We start from the raw sequence: 19374 nt of genomic DNA, 5'->3' as shown, positions 1-19374 counted from the left end.
TATAAGCGTGAGTTTACCCGCACGGTCAGCCTGTTTCGCGGGCAAACTCACTCCGGCCGGCTCAGGTTGATTTTGTTGCTACAGCCTGCTCTATCATTCTGGTGATCCAGATGGACTGTTTTTGTAAAAACAGCGCCAGCGGCAGTTTTCCGGCGGCGATGTCATCCAGTGCCTGTTCCCATAATGCGGTCATGCCCGGATCTTTCACGATATCCGGCAGCATCGCCATCAGCGTTACGGCGCTGTCGGTGGCGAGCAGGTGACGCTTTTGCTTTTTGATGTAGCCGCGTTTGAGTAGGGTTTCGATGATACCGGCGCGGGTAGCTTCGGTTCCCAGTCCGGCGCTCTCTTTCAGCCGCTGTTTCAGCCGCTCGTCAGTGACGAAGCGGGCCGCGTTTTTCATGGCGGCGATCAGCGTTCCTTCCGTGTAATGCTCGGGTGGGCGGGTTTTCTGCGCGTTGATGTCGATGCCTTTCACCGGGCAGGACGTGTTTTCCGCCAACCGGGGCAGGGGCTGCGTATCGCCGTTCTGCCTTTCTTCGTCGTGGATCGCCAGTTTCCAGCCGGGCGCAATGACTACATTGCCACGGGCGATAAGCGGATGTTCTCCGCACCGGAGCGTTATCTGTGTTTTATCCGTTTCATGCGACGGCAGGAACTGCGCCAGGTAATGGCAGCGGATCAGATCATAGATGCGCCGCTCATCTTCATTCATTTTACCGGGGGCGGCGGGCTTTACAGTGGGAATAATGGCGTGGTGCGCGGTGATTTTACTGTCGTTCCAGCATCGTGATTGCTGTTGCAGGTTACACTGAGCCAGAAGCGGTTTTAATTCCGGCGCAAAAGTCTGTAACGCGCTGACTACCTGCGGAATGTCGGCCATCATGGACAGCGGCAGGTAGCGGCAGTCGGTGCGTGGGTAGGTTGTCGCCTTGTGATTTTCATACAGACTTTGGGCGGTATCCAGCACCTGCTGCGCCCCCATGCCCCATTTTTGCGAACAAACCTGTTGCAGCGTGCCTAAATCGAAAGGCAGGGGGGCGGATTCTTTCACGCGTTTGGTTTCTGTCTGGATGACGCGCGCCTGTCCGACGGCGCGAATTTCTGCGGCGGCCTGTTGCAACGCTTTTTCACGAATACAGCGTCCTTCTTCATCACACAGTGACTCCGGTGCCGGCCACTGTGCCTGGAAGGGCGTATTCTCGCCGATGAGCGTGACGGTCAGCGTCCAGTAAGGGCGTGGAATAAAGTCGGCAATCTGCCGATCGCGCTCCACGATTATGCGCAGCGTGGGCGTCTGGACTCGTCCGACGGAAAAAACGCTTTTTTGGCCCTGCCGGCGGGCGAGCAGCGTATACAGGCGCGTCAGATTCATGCCGCATAGCCAGTCGGCGCGGGCGCGTCCCAGCCCGGCCTGATATAACGGCGCAGTTTCCTCTCCGGATTTCAGCGATGCCAGCGCTTTGCGGATACTGGCGTCATCCAGCGCCGATAACCAAAGTCGGGAAAGCGGGCCATGAAACTGACAGGCATCCAGTATCTCGCGGGCGATCATTTCCCCTTCGCGGTCGGCGTCCGTGGCGATAACCACGGATGAAGCTTTCTTCAGGAGTTTCTGGATGACGGTAAACTGTTTTTTTGCATCTGCTTTCACCGCCAGTTTCCACTGCGCCGGAATGACTGGTAAATCTTCAAGCGCCCATTTTTTATATTTTGCATCATAACGTTCGGGTGGCTCCATCTCCAGCAGATGGCCGAATCCCCAGGTGACGGCAATGTTTTTGCCGGTGAGGCAGCCATTACCTTTCTGCGTTGCGTCGAGGATACGGGCGATATCACGGCCCTGGGACGGCTTTTCACATAAAAACAATTTCATCGTCGCTCCTGAAAAAAAACGGGCATCGGGGATGATGCCCGAACGGGCGGGGAACCCATGTATGACGGGAAGAATGGTCGTGCCGGGCCAGAGTAATAACGAGAGGATGTGCGCTACAGGGGAAACTGTTTTCGGGGGACAGAAGAAAAGACAAAAAATAAGCCCGCCGGAATGAAGAGCGGGCTTTTCGTTATGATATTGCAGGTTCTGAGTGTTTATGCGTCAGCGAGATGACCGCGCAGCGGTCGGATAACCGGCCGGGGCTTTTGCGCTTCCTGCCAGAGAGCGTACTCCGATTGCATATCGATCCACATTTCAGCGCTGGTATCCAGCAGCGCCGCCAGCCGTAGCGCCATATCTGCCGTGATGGCGGCATGGCCGTTAAGAATACGGGATAACTGCGCTCGCGTGATCTGCAACGCATTAGCCGCATCGGTGATGCTCACGCCGTCAAGATAATCCCGGAGGACTTCGCCCGGATGGGGCGGGTTAAACATCTGCATAAAAACCTCCATCAGTGATAGTCCCGATAATCAACAAGAATGGCGTCGCCATCATCATCAAAGCAGAACGTCATACGCCAGTTTCCGTTAACGGACACTGACCATATGCCTGCTTCATTGCCTTTCAGCGGGTGTAAAGTCCATCCCGGCGCGTTCATGTCTGACGGTTTTTTTGCCTTACTGAGGGCGAAAAGTTGTCTGCGCAGGCGGGAGGCATGTGCTGACTGAATGCCCGCAGTGGAGCCGGTACGATAAAACTTTTCCAGTCCTTTGTGCCTGAAGCTTTTGATCATTCACGATGTCTCCATGCGTATAGTCTCACTATACATCCAATGCGCTCTGACCTCAAACATGAAAACAATGACGATTCAGTCAAGGTCTTCTTGTTTTCGCGAACAGCGCCGCTATGTGCCATTAATTGATATGCCATAAATAGCCTTATCGGTAATAAAAAATAAGTGATGGTGGTTTCCGCCGAAGTGGAAACCACCGTGGTAAGTGGATAAACGTGTCAGGCAACCAGTTGTTTAGCTAAGGCAATTTCAACCGAATCACCATCAGCGTTGAGAATATCCAGGCCGGATCCCGGCACGTCGCCCGCGGTGCTTTGCGCTACGGCGATTTTGCGTGCCATCAGGTCGAGACAGGCGATTTGCGACGTCGCGGCATAGCCGAGATAAATCACTTTTACCGCCCGTTTCTGCCCGATGCGCCATGAGCGGCGGGCCGCCTGAAGCAGGGTATAGACGTTAAATCCGGTCTGCATAAACACGATGGTGGGAAACTCCAGCAGGTCGAGCCCGGTTTTTACCAGCTCCGGGTTCGATACCAGCACGTCGATGCCCTTGTCTACCTGTTCGGCGACCCAGTCCTCCCGTTGCTCCGGGCTGACGGTGGCGCGCAACACGGCGGCTTTCAGCCCGGCCTGCGTCAGCAGGGCTTTCAGCCGCGAGGTGGTATCGCGGGTGCCGCTGTAGGTGGAGTACGCCAGTACCTTACGGCCTGCGGCTTTCTCCGCCAGACAGAGAGCAATCAGTGTCTGCTCTTTGGGCGTCGCCTCCAGGGTACTAAACAGCGAGGGTACGAATGCCAGCGTGTCGCGGGTGCGCGGATGTTTCACCACTTCCGGACGGAAGCAACATTCCGGCCAGGCCAGCAGCACATTGAGCACCACGCCCAGGAGGGTGGTATCCCGCTTTGCCAGCGCCTGGCGCAGCATCGTCGTCAGCGAGACGGACAGTTTCATGTAAGCATCGCTTTGCGTCTCCGTCATCGCCACTTCCCGGAATTCTTCATGATAAGGCGGCAGCACGTCGCGGCCCAAATCACTCAGTTTCAGAAAAACGGTATAGGGCAGCAGGCAACGCAGCACGCCTTTTGGGCCGAATCCCGGCGCTTTGGATACCCGGACAGCGGTTTTTTTCCCTCTGGCGGTTTTATGCGCCTCACGGTTGTTTTCGGAGAGAACCTCCTTTAACACGCCGTGATCGTGCATAAACCGCATGCCGGCGGCGGTCAGGCTGCCGTTGCGGCCAGGGCGATAGCCTTCTTCCAGCATCCTTCGGGTCAATATGCGAAACAACAGATAAAAAATGTCGTCCGCATATCCCCCCATCAGCGTGCCGGTCAGCAGCAGGATTTTTCTGACGTGACTGGCCAGAACGCCCATCGCCTGACCCTGTGCCGAACTTGCGCCCTTGTACTCATGCCCTTCGTCCACCACCATCAGGTCGAACGTGTTTTTGGGCAAATGGCGCTTAATGTATTCACTGGCCTGGTAATTTCCTTCGCCGAAGCCGAATTCAACATTGGTCATCGCACGCTCCATACGCTGAGCCTGCCGGTCGGAAAACACCAGTTCGCCGCTGTTGTCCATTAGGTTGATGAACTCGTAGAGGTTATCGCCGAGCATGGACGCCAGAAACGCGTCGCCAAAAGCGGCTTTCAGTTTTCTGGCTGTCGCATCGCCAATGGTCGGGATGCGTTTCAGCGCCTTATTCACCATCTGAGACTGTAAATCATCAGACAGGGAATTCGGGCGCATCAGCGTCCACAGCGGCGTCTGGCAGTGCGAGCATTTGCGGGGCTTTTCTTCCTGTTGCAGGTGGTTTACCGCAAGCCAGTTGCCGTCCGTATTGGTAATGCGCTGACCGCAGTCGGGGCAAACGCCGAAGGGGATGCCCTGTCGGCGCCGTACCGCGCAGGCGGGTTTCCAGTGGTAGCCCATGCGCATCCGTACCCGTCCCAGAATGAAAAACTCCGGGCCGGTAGCGGGAACGTGAAGCTGTTCGCGCAGCAACATCAGCTTGATGAGCGTATCCGGGCCATTGAGCACCCAAACACGGGCATTTTCAACGGTCTCCAGTATTTCACGCCGCCACTTGTAAACCAGATGCGGCGGCGAGAGCACCAGTGTGCGGCGGTAGCCTTCGTGGTACAGCACCGCCGCCGTGGCAATAGCCAGCAGCGTTTTGCCACACCCCATTTCGCCATTAATGATGGCGGCATGTTCGTTGCGATCGACCAGCAGTTTCACCACCGCCTGCACGGTATCGGCCTGCGCCGGGAACGGGCGGCGTTTCAGCGCGTCCATGACGGCCTGCCTTTTCAGATCGGGCGTGCCGTCATAAACGGGGGGAAGGGACTGGTTCAGCGATGCCAGCAGGCTGTCGCCGAATTCGTCGATAAACTGGTTCAGTGGAAAAACAACGGGCGAAGTCGTTGAGGGAGATGTCTCGGTCATGGTCATGTTCCTTGAAAAAATTTCCGGGAGAAATTTTTAACAACGCGTAGCGTTGGCCCGGCAGGGTGGCCTACAAGGGATGTAGGCCATAAAAAACGGGACAGACCATTCCCCGTCGGGAACGCTGTCCCGTCAGGGTGAGTGAAATGGTAAAACTCAGGGGTGAACGGAAATCACGGTCTCGCTGCGATCGGCGCAGGTATTGATGACCACCATGCGGATGCCATTAAACGGGTGGAAATAACAGGACAGCAGGCTGTTGTCATATTCCAGCGCATAGTGATTGGTCAGGCGTAATTTTCGGGGAACGTCGCCCCAGTCGCCTGACGTATGACGGCGAAGCAGCCGTTGCAGGTTTTCCGTACTCAGTGCGTTTTTATCGTCATTGAGCAAAACGTTGCCGCAGGGAAAGACGGTTTTGTGCGTGAAAGCCGGAAGGCTCAGTAATCGATGTGTCATGATGAAGTTCCTTGAACGTATTAATGGTGGCGGGTTAACGAATGGCGATCAGTTGTCCGAACGTTTCTGATCCCGGCGTCATATCCCAGGCGGAAATAGCCGGAATGAAACGATCCGTCATCGTGATGGTCTCGGTAATCTCGCCATCGTCGTTTTCAGTGAATTCGGTTTTACGGTCTTTCACTTTGTAGGTGTCGCCGCGAACCACCAGGGTGCGGCCCGATGGCGAGGCGATCACGCCGGTGATCGCGCCCGCGGCCAGCGCCAGTGCGAGATGCCAGCGGGAAAGTTGTTTTGCCGGTGGCCGTAGTGGCTGTGGCTGGAGGCAAAGCTCGGTGGAGAACGCAGGCCATAGCCCTTTCAGTTGGCTCATTTCCTCTTCAAGCTGAACGGGCTCTAGCGTGACGCGGTAAAAGTGCTTCAGCGCCTGCCGAGCGGCGGGGACGCGGTAAGGCGTTTCCCAGACATCGGGCAGTACCGGTGCGGTCTCCTCACCTCGCCCGACACGCAGCAGATGCCGCTGGCGTTGCTTTACGGCATCGGTATGTTGCTGATGCTGGCGGATCCGACGACCAAAAATCACCACCTGCTTGAACTGATCCGTGGCGGCGGAAAATAGCCGCACATCCGTAAAGTTGTTTGCCAACCAGCCCGCGAATTCGCGATCGAGCGTGTAGTACGGGATTATCAGCACCAGAATGCCGCCATATTGCAGATTGCCCAGGGTGCGCTGATAAAACAGCTTTTCCAGCCGGGCGCGGCCTTTGTGGTCGGTTTCCTGTTTCCCATTGACCAGATCGCCGTAGGGCGGGTTAAGAAACAACAGCGAAAAGGCCTGTTGCGAAATAACCGTGTCCATCAGATCGCCGTGCAGGGACAGATCGGCCAGGGTGGCGCAGTGCGCGGCGCGCTCTGCATCGTATTCCACGGTACAGGCCTGGACACGCTCTTCGCCCAGATGGCAGGCGATCTCCGTAATGGCGACGCCTTCGCCGGCGCAGGGATCCAGCAACCGGAGCGTGCCGGTGGGACTATCCGGCGTCAGCGCGGAGAGAATACGCTCCAGCGTGGCCTCGTCGGTGGGGAAGTAGCCGTTGCGCACAAAATTGCGCGCCAAGCGGGGGAACATAAGCGCCATAGAGGGTTTCCTTGTGATGAGTGACAGGTTGATAAGGAGCGTACCCGGGAGGGAAGGTACGCTCGTGGCGTCATCAGGCCGCGAGAGGCGGGGCGGATGATAAAGGCGAGTCGGATGAAGTCCGCAGTTCCCCTCGTGAAATGGCCTGACTCATCAGTTCAGTCAACAGGGGAATATCGACGGACAACCGCCAGCCGGACAGGCCGCCATAGCCGCCGGGCAGCGGGGCGAGCATCTGTGAGGTTTGCAGGATATCCAGCACGATAGTCTGCCAGTGGTCCAGGAGCGGCACTGAGCAGGTTTCCCGAAGCAGCGCCCAGGCGCGCTGGCGCCACAGCGGATCGTCTTTGACGGTCAATAAAATGGCCTGGTGGTTAGCTCTGTCGGGGCGCTGGCAGCGTTTATCGAATAACCAGAGATGCACCAGCGTGCCGAAGCGTGTCTGGCCGTGTCGTGACGTCCGCTTGTCCAGATTATCGGTATTGCCGGGAAACAGCGTATGCTCATGAAGGGCGGCATCGGTCAGCGTCAGCTGCGTCAGCTCCTCTTCATTTTTGAGCGTCAGCCGCGCCAGCAGTTCCTGAATCGCGGTATCGCGTCCCCAGACGGACAGGAACGCCAGTGAACGCCGTTCGTCGCAGACGTAAGCGTCAGCCATGATGTGGGGACATTCGTTAAGTCGTAGCAGAGATGCCATGGGAAAACCCTCCTTTCGGTTGTTAACAGGGTTTTCCCCAGTCGGGAAAACCCGACAGTGGGTGAAATAATGCGGAAATTACGACGTGGTTTCTTCTGCGGGAACAGCCGTTTTAATAAAATGCTGCTCCTGAGTCCTGAAATCGTAGCCGAGCCGGGACAGCCGAGCCTTCTGCTGGCGCAGCACCTGCCGGGGGGCGGTGGCATCGAGTTTAACGATGTCGCCCAGCGGCCAGAGCGGGCCAAACAGTTTCTGGTCATCGTCTTCCTGCTCCGCCGACGTCGGCACCACGAATTGCGGGCGTCTGGCGGCGCTGTTTTCTGCTGGCGTCGGTTCGATGGCTTTTCCCGCGGGCGTTTTCGGTTGCGGCGACGGCGCAGGCTCCTCTTCATCCAGCGGATCGTTAACTGGCGGAGTGAGTTTCTGTTCGTCGCCGGGCGTCAGCGCCTCATCGGTGGCAATATTCATGGCATCAAGGCGAACGCGCATTTCAAAACCGGAGTTTGCGCCGTAGCTCCATGAATGCAGGTAAATCTTGCCGATCACAAACTGGCCTTCATAAATACCGGCGGTATATTGCTCCAGTTCGCGGTTTTTAACGGAGAAGCTGCCGATGGCGGTTTCCAGCAGGCCAACGTTAAAATCGCCGTTGCGCCCGTGAATGGTTCTGACCACCAGTTTCCCGGCAACCATCACCGGGGCGGTTGAGGTGTTGTTCATAGTCAGTCCTGATAGTGGTTGATGGGGAGAATAAAACGTTATTCTCCCGGTGAGTTGGCGATGAGATCAGGCAGCGGCGGGTTGGCTTTCTTCAGCGTTTTCCCGGTAGACTTCAAAGCCGTCAATCTTAATGGTGGTGATTTTGATCAGGCGGCCTTTAATCGAGCAGCCGGGTTGACCGCTTTTCGCGCCTGACTGGTAGGTGAAAACTTCCGGGTAAATATCGCCGACAGTAAAAGCGATAAGCACCTTCTGTTTTTTATTCAGCGCATCCTGGCAACTGTCCAGCAGGGAGGCGGCTTTTTCGTTATAGACCCGAACGTCGATGTAGCTGTATTCGGGGGAGTCCTTCGTTCCGCGCAGGGCGGCAATGGTGCATGCCATAAACGGCTCGCCGCGTTTGGGCGTCACGGTGCGCAGCCGGTTGACATAGCCAATGCCTCGGGTATGCAGGTCAAAATATTTATTTTCGGTAGTCATGGTCTGTCTCCATAAATATAGATATGGGAGACAGCCCCGCTGGGGAGTGGTCTCCCGGCGGGGGTAAGGATATGAGTGAAGGATGACGACGATATGCTTTCAGGCATATTGCTCATTTTCAGTCGTATTGAGCATCAGGCGAGCATCACCAGAGGTGGACAGCTTGCAGCTCTGCTGTACGGGCCATCGCAGGGATGGGTAAAGCAGGCACAGTAAATAACGGCAGAGATTATTCGAGAAGAAAAAACTGTTTTTCGAAATGAAAAATTAAATGCGTAAGCATTAACCGAGCGCCGTGTTGACGCTCATCAGGCTGGTAGAACCACGTTCCACGGCAACAATACCACCACTTTGTTGACCGGCCATTCCGGCAGTACGCTGAGGATGTGGCGCAGATAAGCCTCTGGAGCGATACGGCTTTATTAATTTTACCAGTAACGCGGAAACGTCATAGCTGAGGCGGAACGGGTAGACGATTAGTGATTCATACCATTTAATATACTCACGCTTTTAGGCGGATGGGCTTGCTCATCACATTAAAAAATTCATCATATCAACACACAACAACATAATAATAATTTTGGTAAACAATCACGCATATGATGTCATTTCTTTCGTGATTCCAGTACCGCGACAGTATGTCCAAAACTCATCCCCTTTTGGTATTCTGCTAAAGCAGTCGTGGCATTTAACTGGTACGATTTTAATGATGCCTCAATCTCTATTGCTCTTTGCCCCGCTTCCGCCGGAGAAATGTTATTAAAAGTGTCGTCAAGGACATGTATCGGGTAAAAGTGAAAAGGCCCCAGCCCTTGATTTTCCCATTGAGCATAGCCGCCAATGACCTCTTCTGGCTCAGACTGTATTTTCCATGTATATGTTAGTATTCTCCCATCATAACCTGTTTCACCCGCTAGTCTAAGAATAGTCTCCAAAGGTATTCGTCCACCAATAGATGAAAGAATACGTCCTCCATCATTAAGCAATGACGTGGCCTCTCGCAGAATAAGATAATGAAGTGCAACCAGGTTTTGTGATACGAAACCAGGTATGTCTTCGGAACGATCTTCAATAAATGTGGAACTTGCCTGATCTTCTGATAAATCCACCCCGCCCAGGATAGGAATATTGGGGAGATTCTCGTAAATCAGATCAAATAAATGGGAAATACCAGATAGCGGTTGAAACAGATCGCCAGCACCTGAAAATAATGCAACATCATGATCTGTTTTAAGGTTATTTAAAATATTAACTCGAGCCATTGCAACAACGTCTTTATGTAAATCGGTCAAAGCAACATTTCGAGCATTGAGAATCTCAATAGCCGCCAGCGCATCAAGCCCGGCTCCGGTTCCGATAGTACAGAAATTGGGTGCCTGGATATCCCTTTTCGCCAGTGTCTGAAAAGCAGGGACTGCAACGCTTGCCACCCAATCACTGCGTGGATCGTCCAACTTCGGCAGATAAGAGCGAGCGGTCAGGCCGATGTGCGCCATTTTTTTAACGTGTGATGTGTCTGTCAGCCCAAAGAACGAAGCAATATCCAGATCTAAGGCATGAAAATCAGCGTCTTGCTGGTGAAGTTGTTTTTCCATTAATGTTTCCTCTTTCTGTCTTACGCAGGGTTAATAACAAACCGAGTGCAATCAGGCTGGCACCGGCAAAATCTTCTGCTTTGAGCTCGGTATTGAGCAAAAAATGGGATAACAGCAGTCCGAAGAATGGATTCATGAGGTGATAGGAAGAGGCAATAGCAGCGCCATCGGTCCGGATAAGCCAGAACCAGAGCGCCATGCCCCCCATAGTCACAACGATAGCCAGCCAGAGTACGGCTAGGGTCGATGATATGGATAGGCGTTCAGGGGCTGATTCCAGAATGGCCGATATCGGCAGCAGCAATACGACGCCAGCAATGGATTGCCAGAAATTGAGGTCGCGTGCGCGCAGCCCTTGTGTGTTACTGCGAAACAGAACCGTCCCGATAGAAAAAGCCAACGTACCCAGTACGGCAAGAATGATGCCTGTCAGACTGGAATGCATTTCCGAGCGCCAGCCGGATATGATTATGACGCCGAAAAAACCACACAGAATGCCTGACGCCTGCCTTAATCCAATGCGCTCCAGGCCGAGCGACATAGTAAGCATCATGGTCAGAAACGGCGCACAGCTGACGATGACCACAACCAACGCAGGGGAGATGAATTTTAGCGCTGAAAACGTTAGTCCGAGATAAATGGCGTTGTTAAGCACGCCAAGCCATAATCCATTGACAATGGCGCGTCGTTCGAATAATCGAGTCGTCTGTAGGAGGCAAAAGGGCAACAGCATGATGGCGCTGATCACAAAGCGGATCGTCAGCGTCGTCAACGGGCCATAGTCGGCGATAGCAAAGCGACCAGCAATAAAAGCAGAACTCCAGATGACGCTGAAAAGAACCACTAGCCCATAGTGCCATGACTTATTCATAACCGTTTCTCCATCTCTTGCGTTGCCATCGTTACATCTCATTTGTCCAGTTGAAAATTAATATTGATGCTTTCATAATCACTTTGATTAATACCGATCGGGAGGTGTTATGGCGACAATCACAACAGTGGGTCTTGGCGATCGTCGAGTAACGTTGGAGCACCTGAGGGCTTTTGTTTCTATTGCCGAAGATGGCGGTTTTCAGCGTGCCAGCGAAAAACTTTATCGAACTCAGTCTGCGGTGACGCAAAGCCTGCGCAAGCTGGAAGAGATTTTGGGATGCCGGCTGCTTGAACGGCGTCAGGGGCATATTGTCGGTCTGACCGCTGACGGGCAGCGATTGTTGCCCGCCGCCCGTGAGATCCTGATGCATTTGGACGACACCATCAGTACGATGAAGCGTCCCAGGCTTTCAGGCCGTATTCGGCTTGGCGTCCCGGATGATTTCCGGATTGCGGAGCTGCATGGCGCAATATCTCATTGCCTGTCGTTGAACCGGAATTTACGCATTGAAGTGGTTTCAGCGCTGTCGGCGCGTTTGCTGAAGCTATTGGCAAACCAGGATTTGGACGTCGCCATCTACAAGCACACAATAGAGAACGACGGAATAGGGCCTCACGAGGTATTGTGGCGGGAGCCACTGCACTGGGTCAGCCATGCCCCATTAGCGTTTCATGACATTGAGGAAATTGCGCTTGTGTCTTTCCCCGATGGTTGCGCGTATCGTCACGTTGCATTACAGACGCTGGGAAATATTGGCAAACCCATTTTCCACGCCTACGAAAGCGCATCCTATGAAAATATCAGGAGAGCAATTTCAACGGGGCTGGGAATTGGAATTTTGCCACGTAGCGCCATTGGCCGGGATCACGTCATTCTGACACCCGTGGAGGGGTTTCCTGAGCTGCCAGAAGTGAAACTATCCATAAAGATAAATTCTGATGGCGACATGTTCGAACAATTTTCAAATTATTTGAGACAATCAGCAGCATTCACACTGAGGGAGTCGGAACCTGTTTCCATAGCAGTCTGATTATTTGTCATATTCTGCTTCTGGAAATTCGTTGGAATGCATTTATAAATACGGTAAAAAAAGAATGACGCCCGTCAGGGCGTCACCAGAGCGAGTTACTCGTTATTTTCCGTTTCAGGAGAGGATCCCGGTTCTTTGTCTGTATCAGGTTTACTGCCCAGCATCTGCAGCGTGCCGTTAATATCGATAACCACCTCGGTGGACAGCCGCTCCGCGCCCAGGTTGTCTTGCCATTTTCTGATCTGTAGCCGTCCCTCCAGATACACCTGCGTTCCTTTTTTCAGGTGTTTTGCCGCGATTTCCGCCAGTTTGTTGTACACCACAATCCGGTGCCATTGGGTGCGTTCTTTGGTTTCCCCGGTTTCCTTGTCTTTCCAGACATCCCCGGTGGCGACCGAAAAAACGGCGACCGGCTGTTTATCCGCCGTATAACGCACCTCCGGATCCTGCCCCAGAAAACCGATCAGGCAGACTTTATTCAATCCACGTTGGGCCATAGTGATTATCCTCGTGTTGATGTGTTGCAGGGGAGGCTGACGCCGATAGCGCGGCTGAACGGGCATCAGCCATTTTGAGAGAGCATTCGCGGATCTGGCGTAGCAGGAAGGTGATTATCGACATCTGCATGTTGAAGAGGATCCGATCCTGTTCAATCGCTAGCAGCGCGTCCCTGGTTTGCGGCGGTTGTGAGGCGTCCTGTAGCAGCGCGCGCCATGCCGGTGTGCCGGAGCGATTGTTCTGCTGATTGCGCCAGCGCAGAAAATTTGCACCAGAGCGGGCTGGCCCACGACATAACAGCAAGGGTAAGTTTCGTAACGGCCAGCGCCAGGCACGGTGAATGATCCGCGTCTGTAGCTGGTGCAGGGTCGCCGCCGCGTCTGCCGCAGATTGCGCTGATAATTGCGGCTCCCTTACCCTTAAAAGGCCTTTTAGACAGCTTTCGTAAGCAAGCCAGTCCTCGCGGGTCAGCGCCTGGTATCTGGAGGCTGGATCAGTCATCGTCGTCTCCGGGCTCTGTCGCAGTAACCGTCGATACGTCAAGGTCTGGCCCATCAGTGGAAGGTTGATCAGGTGCAGAGGCCGGAATATCAGCCACCGATTCAGGTTTATCCTCTGAGGCAGACCGGAGTGGTGGCGCATAGGCCGAGCGTCGGGAGCCGTCAAAGATATCGTCCGGCACGGGACCCGCTAATTCTTCCGCCACCTGTGCGCGGGCATTGCCGTCGCGGATATCCTGCCGGGTAACGGGAATACGCCGGTATTTCTGGGCCAGCACAAAAATACTGCGGATCAGGTTGCCGCCGCGCTGACGAATGTCGTTGAGCTCCACGCGGTTAATCAGCGCCATGTGATTCGCCAGCATCAGGTTGCGCATCAGCTTGTCGAAATCGGTCAGCAGATAGACGGCAATAAACCCTAACTGGGAAGCGGCAAACACTGGGAACCGCGCAGGTTGGATACTGAGGCAGCTTTCAACGGTCATCATTTCCGGGATCTGGGCGAATACGGCGTCCATACTGCCGATTAATGCGTTCATTTCCTCCCTAGCGGACAGTAACCGTTCTTCCAGCCTCAGCATCCAGATATCGGCATAGGGGTTGTCGGTGATAGCATCCAGCCGGAGGATATTCATGATATTCAGGAAACGCGGCATCCCTATGATGCCGTGGACATCTTCGTCCGGATTTGCCTGTCGTCCCTGCCACAGCCGGGTCGCCAGATGGGTGTGCAGTTCGATGGTGATGGCGCTGCGTAACGGGCCGCTGGTGAGACGGTAATTATCCCGACCGCCTTGCTGTTCGTTTTCGTTCATGAGAGGCTCCTGCGAATGAAGGAGCGGACAGGGTGTTACAGCTTATTCCGGGGTGATATAGCAAAACCAATTATAAAAATGAAGGAAATGGGTGGAGTGGTTTGATAGGTTTTAATTTTGACTTTTTTATTATTGATAGGAAACGGTCTAAAAATATTCTGCCAGAATATTTTTAGACCATTTCCGTTTGAAACTGAGATATTAATCGGTAAAAGCTATAATTTATTGCTGATGTTCGTATTCCACTGAAAAATAGAAATTTATATTTCTCTCGGTAGTCGAAATATTTAAACTGTGGCTCTCTTATAAATACCAGTCACGAAAAAAATGTATCGCATGCTATTATTCACTGAAAAAACTTTAATTTTTAATTGCGTTAATTGATGTTTATCGATAAGAGAACGATACTTTATTTGGTACGAGTTAAGTGCCTAATGATTTTATTCGATAACTGAAATGGAGTCCTTCAAATGAATAAGTTAATTCTTCCACCTAATGGTATTGTAAAATCGAATAATGTAATCAAACCGGTTCAGATTGATCTTGAAAAAGAAGAACCTGAACTTTCCATTTTTTTAAAACAACTCGCTGAAGCAGAAAAATCACTGGCAGATACCCTGGCACTGAGTAGTTGGTATCGTTCTGGGCTGGGGCCAAGACCGACATCGGGTGGTTTCTGGGTTGCCGGTTCAACGTTGGCTCCGTTGGGCTCTACTCCGACAGGTGTTGTTGACCATATAGATTACAACTATGATCGGAATGGATTTGGTAACTGGACCAGTCAGATTAGTGTCAGAATGGTCATATCAAATGCTGCTGGAACGCAGTCTTGGACCGCTGATCTTACTGCATCAGGTAGTGATACGATTGTTACGACTGGCGCTAATATCCCGGCAAACTGTAGGTTAACCTTACAAATGAAAGTGGGAAACCTCACCGGGGGATTGTTTAATCCTCCTTACATTGATGGTTATGATTGCACCGTTTTCTATAGCTAGGTAGAATCGGGCTTAGCGACGCCAGGGACGCTGGGCCTTTATTTACTGATGAGGTGTAATATGCTTGTTTCTGATGTTAGTGGGATAAATAAGATTTCGTCTGAATTCACGAAAAAAGATAACAGTAATACTGTTTTATTTAGTGATATTTTAAAAGAACAGAAAATAAAATCAGAAAGCGAAAATAAAATAGAGAATGAAGTTAAGTCATTAAGCGATGATAATAACTTTAAACCGAAATATTCCACTGGGGTATTTGCATCTGGTCAGTCATATGTGATGTGTAATACAGAGGAATGTTTGACGGAAAATGATAAAGCTTTCCTAAAAACAATGGGATATCCGACTGATAATTTTAGCGATATAAACCAGCTCGCAAGTTTGATAGCAATGGATCGTGTGGACGGGTATTTAAAAGGGCCAATCACAAAGGAATATCTCTTCGGAGATAAGAGTCAAGGTATCCCTGGTCTTGCCGACAGATTTAGCGATGAAAACGATAAGCGTCGGATCACAGATTTATGCTCGGTGCTGATGAAGTCGCTGGATAATGCCTGATAAGCATGTTGATGTGCCGACGTTTGTTGGGCAATGCATGTTCTTCCATATTGTGATTCGTTGCCAGACTTCTGGGGATTGTACGTCTGGTTAAAAAATGCTTGAGCGTCGGTTTTTTCCCAGAATAAAAGTTAGGTGTTTTTTAGTTATTCCTAATTGAATCGATAACAAAAAAACGTGCGGAGAAGGATATCCCTCCGCACGTAAGACATATGACGCTCAGCGCATCTGGCGTTCAAGCTTTACCTGACAATCAATACACGTTGTTACGCCGGGCAACGTCTCACGCCGTTTGTCGGGAATGCGTTCCCCGCATATCCGACAGTAAGACAATGATGGCGTTGCAGTAGGTCTGAAGCGGTTTTCTTCGATAAGCTTTTCCAACTGCTGCTCATTGAATTCCTGATCGCGATCGATTTCATCCGGCATGTGATTTCCTCCTGTCTGATGCTTCCTTTTCGCAAAGCGTGATGCGGTTCCAGATCACGGTGAGCGATGGGCCCTCATCTTGTGATGAGAGTTCTTCGGTGACTTGCATCATGACGTCCAGTGCGTTGAGCGAGTCGATGTTTTCCGGGCGGCGTTTTTGCCAACGTACCCAGATTTCAGCATCGGTATCTTCATCCGGAATTTGCGTCCGCCCTTGGGAAATAGAGATACCCAGTAACCGGCGTCGGGCGCTGATTTCATTAGAAGACAGGCCAAAATACTGGTTCAGAAGCTCAATCGAACCGCCCAGGGTGATGGCCCGGTTAATCTGTTGTTGCAGGAGTACCTCCTGACGAGACTGAGCCAGGATCTGGCGTAGAACTTCATGGTGGATAGTGACGTTCATAAACTGAGCGGCTGCACGGCTGACGATGAACAGTTCGTCAAGAGATAACTGATTGATGGCGTTCATTTCGTCGTAAGTGAAACCCAGCGCTTCGCAGTAGCGAATGTTGCCTTCTTTCAGCGCATGCAGTACGTCAGTCAATACCGCGTAGTTCAGTGACGGGATCATGATGGTGTCTCCTCCCGCTGTTTCTCATGCAGGCGGCGCAGCAGACGGATCAACTGGAAAATATTTATGACCACATCGTCGCCAAATCCGGCTGGCGCCATGGTTGAGCCCAGTAATAAATGCTGCCACAGTGACGCGGCGCCCCCCATTTTTTGCGCCAGAAAAGACAGAAGTTGCCAATAGGTACGAGCCTCATTCGACAAAGGGTTGTCTGGCTCCGCCAAATCAAAGCCGTTTTCCCGCGAGGGTTGTATCAGATGTTCCAGACCGGCTTTTGCCGCCAGTTCCCATGCCGTTTGTTCGGCAAGCGATGGCAGATCATCGGTGGTGTCAAAGATTGGCTCGATAACCCATCCGGCCTCCGGGCGTTCCCCGGGCGATATCTTCGCCGGAACAGTATCGGTGGTATTCCCGCTTTCGCTTTCCTGTTCCTCTTTCCCGACAGCATGGGTCTTGACAGAAGGGGCAGATCCGGGCTCGGCGTGAGAATCATAAAAAGGTTCGTTATGTTGTTCCGGTACTTCATCCGCCGTATTGCGGGGGGATGTCAGGGCCGTTCTGACCTCAGGTTGATAACGGCGTTGTTCGTTGATCTCAGGGAGTGTTGGGGTTGGTGATCCCAATAGTATTTGGCGTTTCTGAGCCCCGGCATCGGTGATCAATGCCACGGCATTGTAATCGATCTCCAGCGCCTGGCTGATAAGTCCCGTCAGTTCGTCCCGAATACCGTCATACGAGAAACCCGCCAGCGGGCCATTAAAGGGGATAAGCGCCATAGCGAAGACATCATTAAAGTCAGGTTTGCCAGCGACAGATTGATACTGGGTATCCCAGAATTTTGATGTGCAGGCGCGCAGCATTAATAACCTTTCAATGGTGGTTTTAGGCAGACCGCTGTACAGCAAATCCGGAATATGGGGCAGGAGATAGTTAATCGTCGCTGTCATCCTGCTGTATACCGACTGGTGGATTGCATAGCCGGCCTGATCAAGTTTCTGGAGTAATTCTGTTTGGGACATCGCACCATAGAGCGACACGCAAATATCAGCCGCTTTTTGTACGGCCAGGGATTTTTCAATAAATGTCAGTGAACCTCGCAGGTCATTCTCGACCAGATGACCGAGCAGGCAGTGTAAATTACCGCGCTCTACAGGACCGGACAGCCATTTGTGGAACAGGCAGGTGATATCCCAGAATACTTTATCCTGCGTCTCCAGCCAGAGTTCATTCAGAATAGCCAGTCGGGTATTGCCGCCATTGAAGATAATATAATGACGTTCGCCAGGTCTCTGGGTAATTTGCGGTAGATGGTCGAGCCCGCGATTTTTAATTGAGGCTTTGATTTCCTCATAATTGGGATTGCGGGTGATTCGGGGATCGAACTCAAAAGCCCTGAGTTGGTCCAGCGTTACCGACAAAAGGGTGCCCTGATTATCTTTCATAATCCTTTCCCCCTGAATAAATGATTAACGGTTGGTTAATTTCAGATTGATCCATTCATCAATTTCAGATTCGAGCCACGCCACACTGGCCGGACCGATCTTAATCGAGCGGGGAAAGTCGCCGCTTTTCATATACAGGTAGATTTGCGAGCGTTTTAGACCGGTTTTCTCTTCAACCTGTTTCAGACGTAATAGCTGATGTGATGTCACAGTGTCCTCCTGTGGCAGAAATGAGTTATGCCCGGAGATAACACGACAACATAAAGTATAGGCAGGGATAAAGTTGATGAACCCGTATTAAGGATTGCAAAACCCTTAATACGGGTTTTTCAGGCGAATAGTACTCATCTTGATGTAGATATCCTAAAGGAAGAGGTCTGTGGTGAACCGCGCTCAAGAGCAGTTTTTAGTGTGTCGCCATTTAGTCGATCGGTGATGCCATCGGATGATGCCCATTGTTCAAAGATGGACAGCAGTTTATAAGGCTGGTTAATCAATGGTCTGATGGTTTCATTATGTTTGCAAGAGAGCCAGAACAGGCGGGATAATGGGGTAGATATCCGCGTTGGAGTAGAAGCTACAGGGGAGATTTCATTTTTAACGGGCATGTTGATTAGCTTCTCAAGTTCAGCATACCGGATGACGAAGCAGGCATCCTGTGGTAAGTCATGAACCGGGAAATATTCACTGTGGCAACCTCTGCTTATCCTTTGAGGATGGGAGGAAATTCTCTCGTTAATATCCAGTGCGATATTTTCAGGTAGCCGCATGATTTGTTGTTTTATCCTTTCCTGCCATGTGACTTTTTCGAATACCTGAAATATCTCCCTAGAGAGAGTGACGGAAATACCATAGTTGATTTCATTTGCTCCCATTATGGGTAATGGGATGTTTAGGGAACGAGCTAGTAATTGTTGTACTATGACATACTCATATCCTATTAACGCTGTGTCAATAATCCTTTGTGTTGGGATAATGTATCCATCTTTGGTACTGACGATTAAATTTCGCCCACAAAGAAAACAGTTTTTGTCAAGCTGGCATAGTCGGTTAATTAGTGACTTCCCTGTTGGCCGAAGTTTTACTTTATGGGCTGATGTTTTTAATTTTTTTAATATGACTGGAGATTGGAAATAAATGGAAAGAAAAATATTTCCATCTAAAGCATTACGATAAATGTCACTATCTGTTATATCAATGTTTATCCTTTCTCTCATGATTTTGACCGCTTCTCGTATAGTAACCCAGTTCGACATCTTGTTTTTTGAACTAAAGAGGATATTATGGCTTTTCATAATGTATCTCCTTTTACATGACGAATTTTACTGTGATGGAAGAAAACATTGCTAGACGGTGTTCCTTAATTACATAGCCTTCTGACAAAAAAACGGATACAATCTAATTTCATCATCGAAGGATAGATTTTGGCTGTTTTTCACAATAGA

Annotated in this window: 22 protein-coding genes and 1 pseudogene; 3 read left to right on the top strand and 20 right to left on the bottom strand. The window is 51.5% G+C overall.

All coding sequences use genetic code 11. From position 1 onward, the window contains the following. Nucleotides 1-61: 61 nt before the first annotated feature. The 12 genes and pseudogenes from MFP24_RS07280 to MFP24_RS07225 all read right to left on the bottom strand — a co-directional run bounded on the left by MFP24_RS07280 (nucleotide 62) and on the right by MFP24_RS07225 (nucleotide 11082). A complete protein-coding gene (locus MFP24_RS07280; RefSeq protein ID WP_249232777.1) occupies nucleotides 62-1876 on the bottom strand; it encodes a DNA topoisomerase III in 1815 nt (604 codons plus the stop codon). 215 nt (nucleotides 1877-2091) lie between these two features. Further along, complete coding sequence (locus MFP24_RS07275) at nucleotides 2092-2379, bottom strand: HigA family addiction module antitoxin (RefSeq protein ID WP_249232776.1); 288 nt, start codon at nucleotides 2377-2379, stop codon at nucleotides 2092-2094. A gap of 11 nt (nucleotides 2380-2390) precedes the next feature. Beyond that, nucleotides 2391-2672: a type II toxin-antitoxin system RelE/ParE family toxin gene (locus MFP24_RS07270; protein ID WP_249232775.1), complete on the bottom strand. Its 282-nt coding sequence runs from the start codon at nucleotides 2670-2672 to the stop codon at nucleotides 2391-2393. 218 nt (nucleotides 2673-2890) lie between these two features. Then, nucleotides 2891-5122 (bottom strand): SNF2-related protein, encoded by a 2232-nt coding sequence (locus MFP24_RS07265; RefSeq protein WP_407062058.1) that lies wholly within the window; start codon nucleotides 5120-5122, stop codon nucleotides 2891-2893. A 156-nt stretch (nucleotides 5123-5278) separates the two neighbouring features. Beyond that, the gene (locus MFP24_RS07260; protein ID WP_150437316.1) at nucleotides 5279-5581 is read right to left on the bottom strand and encodes a hypothetical protein; all 303 of its coding nucleotides are present in this window, start codon (nucleotides 5579-5581) and stop codon (nucleotides 5279-5281) included. Nucleotides 5582-5615: 34 nt separating this feature from the next. Beyond that, on the bottom strand, nucleotides 5616-6719 hold the full coding sequence (locus tag MFP24_RS07255; RefSeq protein ID WP_249232773.1) for a DUF6094 domain-containing protein: 1104 nt from the start codon (nucleotides 6717-6719) through the stop codon (nucleotides 5616-5618). 73 nt (nucleotides 6720-6792) lie between these two features. Further along, nucleotides 6793-7416 (bottom strand): hypothetical protein, encoded by a 624-nt coding sequence (locus MFP24_RS07250; RefSeq protein ID WP_249232772.1) that lies wholly within the window; start codon nucleotides 7414-7416, stop codon nucleotides 6793-6795. A 78-nt stretch (nucleotides 7417-7494) separates the two neighbouring features. After that, nucleotides 7495-8136, bottom strand: coding sequence for a DUF3275 family protein (locus MFP24_RS07245; RefSeq protein WP_249232771.1), 642 nt, complete (start codon nucleotides 8134-8136; stop codon nucleotides 7495-7497). Between the two features lie 66 nt (nucleotides 8137-8202). After that, nucleotides 8203-8616, bottom strand: coding sequence for a DUF3577 domain-containing protein (locus MFP24_RS07240; RefSeq protein ID WP_249232770.1), 414 nt, complete (start codon nucleotides 8614-8616; stop codon nucleotides 8203-8205). Nucleotides 8617-8924: 308 nt separating this feature from the next. Then, nucleotides 8925-9029 (bottom strand): annotated as a pseudogene (locus MFP24_RS07235) (hypothetical protein); the annotation flags it as partial. A gap of 192 nt (nucleotides 9030-9221) precedes the next feature. Further along, a complete protein-coding gene (locus MFP24_RS07230; protein ID WP_249232769.1) occupies nucleotides 9222-10211 on the bottom strand; it encodes a hypothetical protein in 990 nt (329 codons plus the stop codon). Continuing rightward, nucleotides 10180-11082, bottom strand: a complete 903-nt coding sequence (locus MFP24_RS07225) for a DMT family transporter (protein ID WP_249232768.1) — start codon at nucleotides 11080-11082, stop codon at nucleotides 10180-10182. Before MFP24_RS07225 ends, MFP24_RS07230 begins: the two co-directional genes overlap by 32 nt. A gap of 109 nt (nucleotides 11083-11191) precedes the next feature. Between MFP24_RS07225 and MFP24_RS07220 the strand changes: the two genes are divergently transcribed. After that, nucleotides 11192-12115 carry a LysR family transcriptional regulator gene (locus MFP24_RS07220; protein WP_249232767.1) on the top strand — a complete coding sequence of 308 codons (924 nt, stop codon included), beginning with the start codon at nucleotides 11192-11194 and terminating at the stop codon, nucleotides 12113-12115. Nucleotides 12116-12210: 95 nt separating this feature from the next. On the opposite strand, the gene ssb is transcribed toward MFP24_RS07220, so the two are convergent. From ssb to MFP24_RS07205, 3 genes are read right to left on the bottom strand one after another with little or no spacing between them, the layout of a single operon-like run. Next, nucleotides 12211-12612, bottom strand: coding sequence for a single-stranded DNA-binding protein (gene ssb / locus MFP24_RS07215; RefSeq protein ID WP_249232766.1), 402 nt, complete (start codon nucleotides 12610-12612; stop codon nucleotides 12211-12213). Beyond that, a complete protein-coding gene (locus MFP24_RS07210) occupies nucleotides 12590-13114 on the bottom strand; it encodes a DUF3158 family protein (RefSeq protein WP_249232765.1) in 525 nt (174 codons plus the stop codon). Before MFP24_RS07210 ends, ssb begins: the two co-directional genes overlap by 23 nt. Further along, nucleotides 13107-13928, bottom strand: a complete 822-nt coding sequence (locus MFP24_RS07205; RefSeq protein WP_249232764.1) for a PFL_4669 family integrating conjugative element protein — start codon at nucleotides 13926-13928, stop codon at nucleotides 13107-13109. The genes MFP24_RS07210 and MFP24_RS07205 overlap by 8 nt, the downstream gene beginning before the upstream one ends. 470 nt (nucleotides 13929-14398) lie before the next feature. Between MFP24_RS07205 and MFP24_RS07200 the strand changes: the two genes are divergently transcribed. Both MFP24_RS07200 and MFP24_RS07195 read left to right on the top strand, forming a co-directional pair. Next, on the top strand, nucleotides 14399-14926 hold the full coding sequence (locus tag MFP24_RS07200) for a hypothetical protein (protein ID WP_249232763.1): 528 nt from the start codon (nucleotides 14399-14401) through the stop codon (nucleotides 14924-14926). Nucleotides 14927-14986: 60 nt separating this feature from the next. Next, complete coding sequence (locus tag MFP24_RS07195) at nucleotides 14987-15484, top strand: hypothetical protein (protein ID WP_249232762.1); 498 nt, start codon at nucleotides 14987-14989, stop codon at nucleotides 15482-15484. Nucleotides 15485-15703: 219 nt separating this feature from the next. On the opposite strand, the gene MFP24_RS07190 is transcribed toward MFP24_RS07195, so the two are convergent. The 5 genes from MFP24_RS07190 to MFP24_RS07170 all read right to left on the bottom strand — a co-directional run bounded on the left by MFP24_RS07190 (nucleotide 15704) and on the right by MFP24_RS07170 (nucleotide 19224). Beyond that, entirely contained in the window at nucleotides 15704-15913 is a 210-nt protein-coding gene (locus MFP24_RS07190) for a TraR/DksA family transcriptional regulator (RefSeq protein WP_249232761.1), read from the bottom strand. Beyond that, entirely contained in the window at nucleotides 15903-16487 is a 585-nt protein-coding gene (locus tag MFP24_RS07185; protein WP_249232760.1) for a DUF2857 domain-containing protein, read from the bottom strand. Before MFP24_RS07185 ends, MFP24_RS07190 begins: the two co-directional genes overlap by 11 nt. Next, on the bottom strand, nucleotides 16484-17929 hold the full coding sequence (locus MFP24_RS07180; RefSeq protein ID WP_249232759.1) for a ParB family protein: 1446 nt from the start codon (nucleotides 17927-17929) through the stop codon (nucleotides 16484-16486). Before MFP24_RS07180 ends, MFP24_RS07185 begins: the two co-directional genes overlap by 4 nt. 24 nt (nucleotides 17930-17953) lie before the next feature. Continuing rightward, complete coding sequence (locus MFP24_RS07175; RefSeq protein WP_249232758.1) at nucleotides 17954-18139, bottom strand: AlpA family transcriptional regulator; 186 nt, start codon at nucleotides 18137-18139, stop codon at nucleotides 17954-17956. Nucleotides 18140-18273: 134 nt separating this feature from the next. Continuing rightward, complete coding sequence (locus MFP24_RS07170; protein WP_249232757.1) at nucleotides 18274-19224, bottom strand: hypothetical protein; 951 nt, start codon at nucleotides 19222-19224, stop codon at nucleotides 18274-18276. Between the last annotated feature and the right edge of the window lie 150 nt (nucleotides 19225-19374).

Origin of the sequence: Brenneria tiliae (genome assembly GCF_023347575.1) — a bacterium.
In the GTDB taxonomy this organism is placed as follows: domain Bacteria; phylum Pseudomonadota; class Gammaproteobacteria; order Enterobacterales; family Enterobacteriaceae; genus Brenneria; species Brenneria corticis.
Note: the sequence above shows the minus strand (reverse complement) of the source record. Positions and strands in the feature narration are given on the sequence as shown.